This window comes from Streptosporangium amethystogenes (assembly GCF_000721075.1).
GTDB classification, from domain to species: domain Bacteria; phylum Actinomycetota; class Actinomycetes; order Streptosporangiales; family Streptosporangiaceae; genus Streptosporangium; species Streptosporangium amethystogenes.
Genome location: NZ_JOEQ01000002.1, coordinates 86,121 through 98,193 on the forward strand (window position 1 = coordinate 86,121; position 12,073 = coordinate 98,193).

10 protein-coding genes are annotated in these 12,073 nt (G+C 69.3%); 4 read left to right on the forward strand and 6 right to left on the reverse strand.

The genetic code is table 11. The features are described 5' to 3' along the window. Window positions 1–41: 41 nt before the first annotated feature. Entirely contained in the window at window positions 42–830 is a 789-nt protein-coding gene (locus IG98_RS0102160; protein ID WP_030904584.1) for a serine/threonine-protein kinase, read from the reverse strand. A 119-nt stretch (window positions 831–949) separates the two neighbouring features. On the opposite strand from IG98_RS0102160, the gene IG98_RS0102165 reads away from it, so the two are divergent. Continuing rightward, on the forward strand, window positions 950–2,941 hold the full coding sequence (locus IG98_RS0102165; RefSeq protein ID WP_051751392.1) for a cation:proton antiporter domain-containing protein: 1,992 nt from the start codon (window positions 950–952) through the stop codon (window positions 2,939–2,941). 90 nt (window positions 2,942–3,031) lie between these two features. On the opposite strand, the gene IG98_RS0102170 is transcribed toward IG98_RS0102165, so the two are convergent. From IG98_RS0102170 to IG98_RS0102185, 4 genes are all read right to left on the reverse strand, one after another. Then, window positions 3,032–4,459: an FHA domain-containing protein gene (locus IG98_RS0102170; protein ID WP_030904589.1), complete on the reverse strand. Its 1,428-nt coding sequence runs from the start codon at window positions 4,457–4,459 to the stop codon at window positions 3,032–3,034. Next, a complete protein-coding gene (locus IG98_RS0102175; protein ID WP_030904591.1) occupies window positions 4,456–4,893 on the reverse strand; it encodes a hypothetical protein in 438 nt (145 codons plus the stop codon). The genes IG98_RS0102170 and IG98_RS0102175 overlap by 4 nt, the downstream gene beginning before the upstream one ends. 13 nt (window positions 4,894–4,906) lie before the next feature. Next, a complete protein-coding gene (locus IG98_RS0102180; RefSeq protein WP_030904593.1) occupies window positions 4,907–6,442 on the reverse strand; it encodes a hypothetical protein in 1,536 nt (511 codons plus the stop codon). A gap of 158 nt (window positions 6,443–6,600) precedes the next feature. After that, complete coding sequence (locus IG98_RS0102185) at window positions 6,601–7,689, reverse strand: site-2 protease family protein (RefSeq protein WP_084195081.1); 1,089 nt, start codon at window positions 7,687–7,689, stop codon at window positions 6,601–6,603. Between the two features lie 179 nt (window positions 7,690–7,868). Here IG98_RS0102185 and IG98_RS0102190 point away from each other — a divergent pair, with 179 nt between their 5' ends. The 3 genes from IG98_RS0102190 (at window position 7,869) to IG98_RS0102200 (ending at window position 10,949) form a co-directional block, all read left to right on the forward strand. After that, entirely contained in the window at window positions 7,869–8,747 is an 879-nt protein-coding gene (locus IG98_RS0102190; protein WP_037969203.1) for a RecB family exonuclease, read from the forward strand. A 319-nt stretch (window positions 8,748–9,066) separates the two neighbouring features. Then, window positions 9,067–10,269, forward strand: a complete 1,203-nt coding sequence (locus IG98_RS0102195) for a sensor histidine kinase (RefSeq protein WP_030904599.1) — start codon at window positions 9,067–9,069, stop codon at window positions 10,267–10,269. Next, complete coding sequence (locus tag IG98_RS0102200; protein WP_030904601.1) at window positions 10,269–10,949, forward strand: response regulator; 681 nt, start codon at window positions 10,269–10,271, stop codon at window positions 10,947–10,949. The genes IG98_RS0102195 and IG98_RS0102200 overlap by 1 nt, the downstream gene beginning before the upstream one ends. An 80-nt stretch (window positions 10,950–11,029) precedes the next feature. Here the strand turns inward: IG98_RS0102200 and IG98_RS0102205 are convergent, their stop codons facing one another. Continuing rightward, window positions 11,030–12,046, reverse strand: coding sequence for an ABC transporter ATP-binding protein (locus IG98_RS0102205; protein ID WP_037969204.1), 1,017 nt, complete (start codon window positions 12,044–12,046; stop codon window positions 11,030–11,032). Window positions 12,047–12,073 lie beyond the last annotated feature (27 nt).

Below are 12,073 nucleotides of genomic sequence, written 5' to 3' on the forward strand. Positions count from 1 at the left end.
CAGGGAGCCGAGGCCACGGCCCGGAGCGCGCGGGCGGAAGCTCAGACCAGCAGGGCGTAGAGCCGGTCGGCCACCCCCCGCGCGGTGGGCCGCTTGGCCACGTCACCGAGGCATGCCCGGACGAGATCCGACAGCTCGGGCTCCAACCCCGGATCGATCGACGGCGGCGTGCTGTACACCTTCCGCAGGGTCAGCAGCGGATCGTGGGTGGGCAGTTTCCCGTAAAGCCCGACTCCGCTCACCGCCCAGTGCAGCGTCGCGCCCAGCGACCACACATCGCCGCCGGGGGTGGGCGTCTCCCCCTGCAGCAACGCGGGGTCGGTGAACTCCACCGACCCGATGTCCCCCATCCCGGTCACCGTCACGCCCGGCGTCAGCACCTGCGACAGGCCCAGGTCGGAGAGCTTGCCCCCGTCGTCGGCGAGCAGCACGTTGCCGGGGCGGATGTCGCGATGGACGATGCCCTCCTCGTGCAGTGCCTGCGCCGCGTGGGAGACGCAGGCGATCGAGCGCAGCACCCGCTCACGCGACGGCCGTTCCGCGGGATGCGCCAGCGAGCCGTCCGGCAGGTACTCCATTGAGTAGTAGAACACCCCGCCCTGCTGACCGGCGTCGTAGAGCCGCACCAGATACGGGGAGCGCACCGCGGCGAACGCCTTCAACTCTCTCGTGGCCCGGCGGAAGGCGTCGTTCCCCGTGCCCCCCACCACCTTCACCGCGACCAGATCCGCCTCGACGGGTAACCGCTCGGGCCTTTTCGCCAAGTAGAACTCACCGTGATTACCGGCTCCCAGTGGCCGGATGAACTCATAGTCGGCGATGCCTTCCACAACGGTCTCCCTCCATGCCTGCGCAACGTTCGCGACGACATCCCACACACGGTAACGTCGCCTTTGCCATTCTCGGGGCTTTTCTTTGCATACGGAAAGCGTGCTCGCAATTGCTGCACATGGATCTGCTCCTCCTGGACCTTGTCATCGTCCTCGCGGCCGCGCGGCTTTTCGGAGCGCTGGCCAGATGGCTCGGCCAACCTCCGGTCATCGGCGAGATCGTGGCCGGCATCCTGCTGGGCCCCACCCTGCTGGGCCCTCTGATCGGTGACGAACTGTTCGGCTCCGAGATGCGGCCTCCGTTGCAGGCCCTGGCCAACGTCGGCCTGGTGCTGTTCATGTTCGTCGTCGGCCTGGAACTGGACCAGAAGCTGGTCAGGGGCAAGGGACGGATCGCGGTGACCGTGGCACTCGGCTCGACCGTGGTGCCGTTCGTCCTGGGCTGCGTGCTCGCGCTGGCCATCGCGGGTGAGCACGTGGGAGGCGACAAGACCCTGCCGTTCGTGCTGTTCATGGGCGCGGCGATGGCCGCCACCGCCTTCCCGGTGCTGGCGCGGGTCCTCACCGACCGGGGAATGCAGCGGATCACGCTCGGCGGCCTCGCCCTGGCCTCGGCGGCCGTCATCGACGTGCTCGCCTGGACCGTCCTGGCAGTGGTGGTGGGCATCGCGGGGGCCGGAGAGTCCGAGGGGCAGTGGAAGGTCCTGCTCGCCCTGCCGTACGTACTGGTGATGTTCCTGGTCGTCAAGCCTCTGCTGGCCCGGCTGGTGCCCGCGTACGAGCAGGCCAGGCGGCTGACGCCCGGCCTGCTCTCCCTGGTGCTCCTCGGTCTGATCGGATCGGCCTGGGCCACCGAGTGGATGCACGTCCACTTCATCTTCGGCGCGTTCGTGTTCGGCGCGGTGATGCCCCGTGAGGGGGCGGAACGGCTCAACCACGAGATCCTGGAGCGGCTGGAACAGCTCGCCGTACTGCTGCTGTTGCCGATGTTCTTCGTGGTGGCGGGGCTCAACGTCAACCTGCGCGAACTCGACCTGTCCAGCCTCGGCACGCTTTCCGCGATCCTGGTCGTCGCGATCGGTGGCAAGCTGCTCGGCTCCTACGCCGCCGCGCGGACCCAGCGGCTGCCCAACCGGCAGTCTTGGGCACTGGCCTCCCTGCTCAACACGCGAGGGCTCACCGAGATCGTCATCCTCACCGTCGGCCTGCAGAAGGGCGTGCTCGACGACGAGCTCTACTCGCTGATGGTGGTCATGGCTCTCGTCACGACCGCGATGACCGGCCCACTGGTGCGCAGGATCTACCCCGACAGGCGGGTGGCCCGCGACATCGCCGAGGCCGAACGTGCCGCCCTCGGCGTAACCGCCGCCCACCGGATACTGGTGATCGTGCCCGATCCACCCGCCGAGCAGGCCCCGCTGGTCGGCCTGACCACCACCCTGGCCCTGTCCAGGTCGCCGTCCGAGGTGGTCCTGGGCCACCTTCGCCCCTACCCGGCAGGCCGCCTGGAGGTCGGCAGCGGCCTCTCCTCGGAGCTGGCCGAGCTGGCCGAGACCCTCCACGACCTGGAGGCGCTGGCCGGCAGTGCCCGCGAGCGCGGCTCGGAGACCAGGGTGGTGAGCCGGTTCAGCGCGGATGTGGCAGGTGAGTTGCCGGAGCTGGCCGCCGGTGCCCAAGCCGACCTGCTGGTGCTGCCCGCCGGTGTCCCCGGCTATGCCGCCGTGCGTGACGGCGCGGTCTGCCGCGTGGTGACCGTGTTCTTACCCGTGCCAAAACAGGCCGAGTCCGGCTCCGAGCCGGGGCCGGTCGCGGTACGTTACGGCTCCGGTGACGACGCGGCCGCGCACGTGGCGCTCACCCTCGCGATGCTGTGGAACCGGCCACTGATCGTCACCGGCGGGAACCGGGCCTCAGCCCTGGCCCAGCGGCTGTCCAAGCTCGGCGTCGCGGCCACCGCGGCTGCGATCCCCGAGAACGCGCTGGTCGTGGCCGCCGACACCGGGACCACCTCGGAGGGCACGCACCTGCTGGTCCGCACCGAGCAGGACCCCGATCCGGTCGACTGGGCCGAGGCCGTCTCCGCCCTACGCGCCCCGGCCCCGCAGCTCTGACCTGGCACGCGAGCGGCATGGCGAAAGACCCCCCGGGACACGCCGGGTGGTACGGCCTCGTACCACCCGGAAACCACCCGGAAGGCGTTCTCAGCGGTTACGGTGCGACTCGTAGCGCATGGTGCGCGAGACACCGATCCGCACGGTGGTGCCGGGCATGATCGTAACCGGCTCGTTCGGCGGGATGTCGTAGAAGTTGGGGTCACCGGGCGGCTGGATCTGAGTGCCGTTGACAGATCCCAGATCGACCAGGTTGACGTCCCAGCCGTCCAGCGCCACCCGCAGATGCCGGCGGGAGACCGAGCCGTCGGGGCTGGTGACCTTGGCCGGGCGCACAGAGCCGTCGGCCACCTCGGGTGCCCGCTCAGGGTCGCGGCCCACCAGGTAGTCGGTGTCGAGCCGCAGCGTGAGGCCGTCGTCCAGGAGCAGGACCCCCAGCGGCGGGCGCGGCCCCTTGTAGGGAACGAGGGTGCGCTGGACCAGTGCGATACCGCAGACCGCGCAGTAGGGCACGCGAGGGTCGTTGAAGTGGTCGTTCTTGCAGTCGACCCCGTAGACCAGCGGCCGTGCCTCGGGTTCGGCCCCGGAGTTCGGCGCGGGCCCCGGAGGCTCGGCCGCGCCGGGCGTCAGCAACTCGTACTCGAACGGCTGGTCGCGGACGTCGACGGGATCCCCGCCCATCCCACTGGCCATGGCCGTGTCGATGTCCTCGTGATGGACCTCTTCATGGTGGACCATCGCGGGAGCGGGTCCGGTGGAGGGCATCGGCCCCTGCGGGGAGGCCCCGGGGTGCGGCTCGGAGTGCCACGCCTGCGGCTGCGGCTCCATCGGCGGCGGGGCGATGACCGGCGGATAGGGATCCGCCGGGCCCAGCGGATAGGGCGCCGGCGGGGCGCTCTCCGGTGGGGCCGACCACTCGGGGGAGGTCGGCCGCTCGGGTGGCACGGGCATCGGGGTTGGCGCGGGGGCCACGGGCTCCATCCGGGGCGCCTGCTGGACCTGTGGCGCGGCGGGCTCCATCCGCGGCATGGCCTGCGGGGCGGCCCCCACCTCCGTCAGGTCGCACCAGACGCCTCCCGCGACGATCACTCCGGCGTCCAGCCGGGACAACGGGTGCGCGGCCCCGGCGTCGGGCAGGCTCAGCTCCACCCGGGTCACCGGGCCGGGAACCAAGCGGTCGGACCAGGTGAGCGCGTCACGCCCGGCGAGCTGGATCTCACCGGCCGCGCCGGTCACCGCCGCGAATGCCGGACCGCTGACCAGGACGGCCACTCCCCCGCTGACCGGACCGGCGACGGCACACGCCACCGGCTCGCCTATCACGACGGCGAGGATCTGGGCGACCCGGCGGGCCAGCGACCGGCCGTCGCCGCCCGAGGCCGCGGTCTCCCGCAGCGCCCCCAGCAGATCCTCAACGACGGCCTCGGCCGCGTCGCACACCAGCAGCAGGCCGCCTACATAGGCCACCAGCCCGTTGCCCGGAAGCGGACGCACCACCCCGAAGCCCTGGTCGGTCACAGAACTCTCCCTCCCCGGAAACGCCACCGGATGAACGGCACCCGCATGGGGCCGTTCGTCACCAGCCAGATGCATACCCAGACGACCGTGAAGTGCGTCCAGAAGGCGGCCGGCGGAACCGGATCGATAACATCGACTGCACCGGACCGTAGCAAAAAGTACAGCACAAGGCCTTCGGGTACGAGCGTCAGCAGACCGAAGAGGGTCGGCCAGTCCTTCTCCCATCTGAACTGCATCAGGAAGTGGTATATCAGCTCCCAGATGATCCCCAGCACACCTACCGCCGCGAGGACCAGGAACCCGTTGACGTAGCGCTCGGAGAGCGGCCCGGAGGAGCCGGGAAGCACCGGCACGATCAGCAGGGTGATGATCGCACCAACGGTGGCGAGCATGAAGAGGCGCGTCTGAATACGGCCCCACAGAGTCGGAACCACGGGGGACTACTCCTTACACCGACGAGTTGAAGGCCCACTTGAACCACTGCGAGGTCGAGCGCAGCGGTCCCATCTTTTTGACGAACCCTCGTCCTGCCAGGTCGTCGGCTATCTCCTGAGCCGCGATCTGCAGGCCGAGGAAGGTGTCGACGCCCGGGAAGTAACCTCCGAGCGTGGCCGATCCCGAGGCGTAGAGGGCACCGTCACCATTGGCCGTCCCCTTCACCTCGAAGTGGCGCTCCACCTCGAGCCTGCCCACCGGATTGCGGAACGCCCCACCGTGCTGGAGCAGGTCCGCAAAGATCCGATGCTCGGCGATGTCGGCCTCCAGGCCGGTGCAGTCGATGATGTAGTCGGAGACCGGCTCGCGGACGATGCCGTCGCTGCTGCGCACGTAGCTGACCAGCCGCCCGTCCTGGCTGTGCTCCACGCGGTCGACGGTGCCCTGCACAGGGTGGTAGTAACCGCCGCTGCGCCCCGCGCGCATCTGCTCCTGCCAGCGCCGCCGGTAGGGGGTGTTGGTGCCGCCCATCTCCTTGTACTTCTTCGCCCGTTCGGTGCCCTCCAGCTTGCGCATCTGCGCCTTGAGCTGACCGCCCCACACCGACTTGGGGTAGTTGAAGCCCTGGTAGGCCCAGCCGTCCCCGCCTTTGCGGCGCGCCCAGATGTGCGGGCCGTGGGAGCCGCTGACGAACGTGCGGAAGATGTGGATGATCTGGGTCTGCAGGCCGTGCCGCTCCCGGTCGTCGAACAGTCGCTGGAGCACCCGGGAGGCGACGATGCCACCGCCGCGAATGACCACGGTGCCCGGCCTGGTCTTCAGGAACTCGTAGACCTGCTCGTGCGGCTCATAGGCGTTGACGACGTGCTGGTAGTCACCGTGCTTGGTCCGGAACTCCTGCAGGTCGGGCAGGAACTTCAGACCCGGGTAGCCGATCGCGATGTGCACGAAGCGCGAGCGGAAGATGATGCGCTTGGTCGCCGCCGCGCCGTCCGGCGGAGTGACCACCGTGAAGTAGCCGCCACCGGCCCGGCGTCGGACCATCCGCACCTGTCCCTTGACCAGCATGTCCCAGTAGTTGATGCGTTTGGCCTCGCGCTCCAGGTTCTTGAAGACCGTGCCCGCACGCGGGGTCCAGTAGTCGTTCAGGAGCGGCTCGGTGAGGATCTGCCACAGGTACGACAGTTTCTTCTCCTTCCACGCCTCTTCCAGGGCGTAGGAGGGGAACCCCCACAGGTTGTCCGGGCGGGAGGAGGAGTCGGAGCGGATCCGCTCCCCACGGGGGATCTGCGAGCACCTGGTGAGGAACTCGTAGGTCTGCCATGGGTGATCGATATTGGAGACCACCCGCATCTGCGAGGTGGGGACGCCGTAAATCCGCAGATAGTCGAGCGTCACAAAGGAGCCCATGCCGCCACCGACCGTGAGGAACGGGATGTCGTACATGGGTATGCCCGCGGCGGCGACCATCTGGTCGGTCCATTCGGGCGCGCCGAGGAGATCCGGCGTCAGATCGCCGGCCGGAGCCGGCGTGTGGGGGGGTGCCAATTGACGTCCCTTAAGCTACATGGCCAGCCAGTTCACTAGCCAAAACCCTAGTCCTGGTACGAGCCGAAAACGAGTGGGACAAACAGGGATAATTTTCTCTGGTCGTCCTGCCTTCGGCGAGTATTCAGTGAGACGCATGCAAATGACATGTGGTTCGCTTAAACTCCGCTGAACACTCGATTCACGTCAGACGTCGCGAGCACCCCGAAGATCTCGCCACCACGTTCCACCAGGAGATACTCACCCGCCGGGGATTCACGCATGGCGTCGATCAACGGCTCCCCCTCCAGGTCGGCGGCCAGCACCAGCGACGGTTCGAGGCTGCGCGAGAGCGAACCCGTCGTCACCCAGGGGCGGCGGCTCTCCGGAGTGGCCTCCACCGCCACCTCGTTGACGATGCCTGTGGGGTGGCCCTCATGGTCGACGACCACCATCGCCCCCGCCTGCGCCTCCGCCGCCCGGCGCAGGGCCTCGGCCAGCGGCACGTCACCGGTGACCGCGATGGCCCTCCTGGCCAGGGCACGGGCGTTGACCTTGGGGATGCGGGCGCGCACCCGGGCACCGCGCAGCGCCTGGGTGGCGCCGAACCAGATGAAGGCGGCCAGCAGCACCGACCAGGCGAACGTCATGTCCGGCGCCGACCCGGTCGCCAGTGCCAGCCCGATGGGGATCGTGACCAGGGCCACGGCCAGCCCCCGGCCCGCCCAGGCTGCGGCGACCGTGCCCGTACCGGGCTTGCGGGTGATCTTCCAGACGCCCGCGCGGAGCATGCGCCCCCCGTCGAGCGGCAATCCCGGCAGCATGTTGAAGACACCGACGATCAGGTTGGCGAACCAGAGCTGGAAGACCAGGACGCCGACGATCGTACCGGGGTCGATGACCCGGGAGACGGCGAAACCGAGCGCGGCCAGGCCGAGCGAGAGCAGCGGGCCCGCGAAGGCCACCATGAACTCCCTGCCGGGCGTCTCCGGCTCACGTTCGATCTCCGAGACGCCGCCGAGCAGGTAGAGCGTGATGCGCCGGACCGGCAGGCCGTACATCCTGGCGACCACGCAGTGCGCCAGCTCGTGCAGGAGCACCGAGACATAAAGCAGCACCGCGAAGACGAATGCGACGACGTACGTGATCGGGATGCTCAGCTCGGGCAGCCAGAAGGCCACCACGCCCTGGAACGAGTAGGTGATGAACGCCGCCACGATGAGCCAGGTCGGCGAGACGTAGACCGGGATGCCGAACGGCCGGCCCATCCGCAGCCCTGAACTGTCCCGGCGTGGGCTGTCGCTGCTCACCGCTGGCTCACCACTCCTCGTTCAACCCGTGTTCAATCCACCCTCAAGCCTCGATGGTACGCGCCGCCGGACCACCGGCAGACGCCACAAGGGCACCTCGGGCGCAAACTGTCGTCACCGTGACCTACAGTGCGGTCATGTCGCTGACCGAGCCCACGATCATCGGAGCCCTGTCGCCGTCGCGGGCGGGTGACTTCATGACGTGCCCGCTGCTCTACCGCTTCCGGGTGATCGACAGGCTGCCCGAGCCTCCGTCGCCGGCCGCCGTGCGCGGCACGATGGTCCACTCCGTGCTGGAACGGCTGTACGACCTGCCCGCCCCCGGTCGCACGGTCGCCGCGGCCCAGGACCTGCTGGAGCCGCAGTGGCACAGGCTGCAGCAGGAGGACCCTTCGTATGCCGACATGTTCACCGGTGACGACGACCGCGCCGAGTGGCTGGCCCAGGCCCGCGTCATGCTGGAAAGTTACTTCACCCTTGAGGACCCCACCTGCCTGGAGCCCGCCGAGCGGGAACTCTACGTGGAGGCGGTGCTCGGCAGCGGCCTGATGCTGCGAGGCTACATCGACAGGCTGGACGTGGCACCCGGCGGCGAGGTCCGCGTCGTCGACTACAAGACCGGCAGCGCCCCGGGGCCCGCCTTCGAGGCCAAGGCGCTGTTCCAGATGAAGTTCTACGCGCTGGTGCTGTGGCGGCTGCGCGGCTCGGTGCCCCGCCTGCTCCAGTTGATGTATCTGGGGGGTGGCGGCGAGGTCCTGCGCTACGCCCCCGACGAGGCCGACCTGCTGGCCACCGAGAGGAAGGTCCAGGCTCTGTGGCAGGCCATCGAGCGGGCGCTGGAGACGGGCGAGTGGCGGGCCAGGCCCAGCAGGCTGTGCGGCTGGTGCAGCTACAAGGACCTGTGTCCGGAGTTCGGCGGCACTCCCCCGCCGGTGCCCGAGCGCCAGCCGGGCGACACCGTCCGCAGCAACCGCCGCCCCGCCAAGACCTCAAGGGCCGCCACCGACGAGCTGTAGCGGCTGTGTCGTCACGTTGAGGACGACTGGAACCGCCCAACGTGACCTACCTCGGGAAGCCTCCCTGGAGACATGCCCGCGATCTGTCCTTGAGGGACGACCCGTGAGGCCGCGCCGGCGACTGGACCGAGGAGAGAGAGGTCGCGAGGAACGAGCGACCTCTCTCGACGAGGGAAGGAGCCGGATCCCAGCGGCCGAACCGCGACGCGCCAGCGTCGCCGGCAACCCGCGTCGCAATCAACACCGTCCTACGTGGGGATGAGTGGGATATCCACCTGTGGCAGGGTGGCCGGGCAGGAAGGGCACCTAGGTTGGTTGTGTGCGCAACACCATCGGTAGCCTGCGGGCGTGGTTCCACGGGCATCCGCTGATCCCTGATCTGTTCCTCGGGGGGGCGCTGGCGGCCGCCTCGGCTCCCTTCGCCCACGTCACCCAGGTTTTCGGCGACCCGGCCCGGCTCGGGGAGCCGGACGCGATGGGTCTCGGCCTGATCATGACCGGTTGCCTGTCGGTGGCGCTGCGCCGCCACTGGCCTTTCCTGCTGCTCTGTCTGGTCTGCCTGATCGAGATCACGCTGGCCGCGACGGGACGGAACCCCTCCCTGCTCTGGCTCGCCGCCCTGGTGCTGGTCTACACGATCGCCGTCCGGCGCGGCCTGGCGGTCAGCCTGTGCGCTCCCGCACTGGCCCTGGCCGGCCATTTCCTGTCTGCGGCGGCCGGCGGCGGGCTTGGCGAGTGGAGCACCCACCTGCTGATGGTCGTCTTCGCCGCCTCCCTGTGGATCGCCGGCCGGAACGTGCGGCTGCGCCGGGCCTACCAGGCGGAGCTGCACGACCGGGCACGGCGCATGGAGCATATCCGGGAGGCCGACACCCGGGCGGCCAGGGCCGAGGAGCGCTCCCGCATCGCCCGTGAGCTGCACGACGTGGTGGCCCACCACGTGAGCGTGATGACCGTCCAGGCGGCCGCGGCACGCCGGGTGCTGGCCGGAAACCCCGAGGGGGCCCGAGAGGCCCTGTCCGCGATCGAGGAACTGGGCCGGACCGCGATGTCGGAGATGCGCAGCCTCGTGGGCGTGCTCAGGACCGACGCGGTGCCCGCCGAGCGCAATCCGCAGCCGGGGATGCGTGAGATTCCCGCCCTGGTCGACCAGATGCGCGAGGCGGGGCTGCGGACACAGCTGTGGATCGAGGACGAGTGCGGGACCACTGGGGCGCTGCCACCCGGAGTCGACCTGGCCGCGTACCGGCTGGTGCAGGAGGCCCTGACCAACAGCCTGCGGCACGCGGGGCCGCAGGCACGAGCCTGGGTGACGGTGCGGCACGAGTCAGGCGAGTTGGCCGTGCGGGTCACCGACGACGGCCTCGGCCAGAAAGCGGGCGAAACGAGCGAGGGGGCGACCGGTCACGGCCTGGTGGGCATCCGCGAACGCGTTGCCCTCTATGGTGGACTTCTGAGGATCGGCCCACGTCCCGAGGGCGGATTCGAGGTCGATGCCCGGTTCCCCCTCAAGGACACATGATGACGATCAGAGTGCTGCTGGTGGACGACCAGCCACTCCTGCGCACCGGTTTCCGCCTGATCCTCGAGGCCGAACCCGACCTCACCGTGGTCGGTGAGGCGGGGGACGGCAAGACCGCGCAGGACCAGTCGCGGGCACTGCTGCCCGACGTGGTGCTGATGGACATCCGGATGCCGGGCGTGGACGGCATCGAGGCGACCCGCCGGATCGTACGGGAGGCCGCCGGGGGTGCGCACGTGCCCCGGGTGCTGGTGCTGACGACCTTCGACCTGGACGAGTACATCGTGGAGGCGCTGCGTGCCGGAGCCAGCGGCTTCCTGCTGAAGGACGTCCCGCCGGAGGAACTGGTGCAGGCCATCCGGGTGGTGGCGGCCGGCGACGCCATCGTCGCGCCGAGCATCACCAGGCGACTGCTGGACAGGTTCGGCGCACACCTGCCGACCCACCGGCAGTCCACCCCCAATCGTCTGGAGCGGCTGACCGAGCGTGAGCTGGAGGTGCTCAAGCTGATCGCCAAGGGCATGTCCAATGCGGAGATCGCCGCCGAGCTGGTGGTGAGCGAGACGACGGTCAAGACCCACGTCGGCAACGTGCTCACCAAGCTGAGCCTGCGCGACCGCGTCCAGGCCGTCGTCCTCGCCTACGAGACCGGCCTGATCACCCCCGGCTCGCCTGCCTGATCCGGCATCCGGCGCGAACGGGCACGCCCGCGCACCGGCCGGTCAGCACGGCGAGTGCGCGGGCCCCGGCCGGGAATCGATCAGTCCGAGGCGGTCTGCGGAGACGGCTGCTCCTTGGGGGCGTTCTCCGGGAAGTGACAGGCCACCTGGTGGCCCGCCGCCAGCTCCGCCAGCGGCGGTTCCACGGTCTTGCAGATCTCCTGGGCCTTCCAGCACCGGGTGTGGAAGCGACAGGCGGGCGGCGGGTTGAGCGGGCTGGGCACGTCGCCCTGGAGGCGGATGCGCTCGCGCCCCTCGCGCCGCTTGACGTCCGGAATGGGGACCGCGGACATCAGCGCGGTGGTGTAGGGGTGCATGGGCGACTCGTACAGGTTCTTACGATCCGCCAGTTCGACGATCTTGCCGAGGTACATGACCGCGACCCGGTCGCTGATGTGCCGGACCACCGACAGGTCGTGCGCGATGACCACATAGGTCAGGTCGAGCTCGTTCTGCAGGTCCTCCAGCAGGTTGACGACCTGGGCCTGGATCGACACGTCCAGCGCGGACACCGGCTCGTCGGCGACGATGAGCTTGGGCTTGAGCGCGAGCGTGCGGGCGATGCCGATGCGCTGGCGCTGGCCACCGGAGAACTCGTGCGGGTAACGGTTGTAGTGCTCGGGGTTGAGACCGACCAGGGCAAGGATGTCCTGGACTTCCTTCTTGATCCCCTGCTCGGTCTTGACCCCCTGGATACGGAACGGCGCACCGACGATGGTGCCGACCGTGTGGCGGGGGTTGAGCGAGGAGTAGGGGTCCTGGAAGATGATCTGCATGTCGCGCCGGAGTGGCCGGATCTTGGACTGCGACATGTGAGTGATGTCGTGGCCCTCGAAGAGGACCTTCCCGCCGGTCGGCTCGATGAGCCTGGTGATCATGCGCCCCGTCGTGGTCTTGCCACAGCCGGACTCGCCCACCAGGCCGAGGGTCTCCCCCTTGAAGACGTCGAAGCTGATCCCGTCGACCGCTTTGACCGCACCGACCTGGCGTTTGAGCAGGCCCTTGGTGACGGGGAAGTGCTTCTCCAGCCCTTGCACTGACAGAATTGGCTCGGTCACAGGCTTTCCGTTCGTCGAACGCGCGTC

Bases quoted from the DNA above. Each gene is read 5' to 3' on its own strand.
- IG98_RS0102165 (WP_051751392.1), top strand. From the start codon at position 950: ATGGATCTGCTCCTCCTGGACCTTGTCATCGTCCTCGCGGCCGCGCGG.
- IG98_RS0102185 (WP_084195081.1), bottom strand. From the start codon at position 7,689: ATGGGCCGGCCGTTCGGCATCCCGGTCTACGTCTCGCCGACCTGGCTC.
- IG98_RS0102190 (WP_037969203.1), top strand. From the start codon at position 7,869: ATGTCGCTGACCGAGCCCACGATCATCGGAGCCCTGTCGCCGTCGCGG.
- IG98_RS0102200 (WP_030904601.1), top strand. From the start codon at position 10,269: ATGACGATCAGAGTGCTGCTGGTGGACGACCAGCCACTCCTGCGCACC.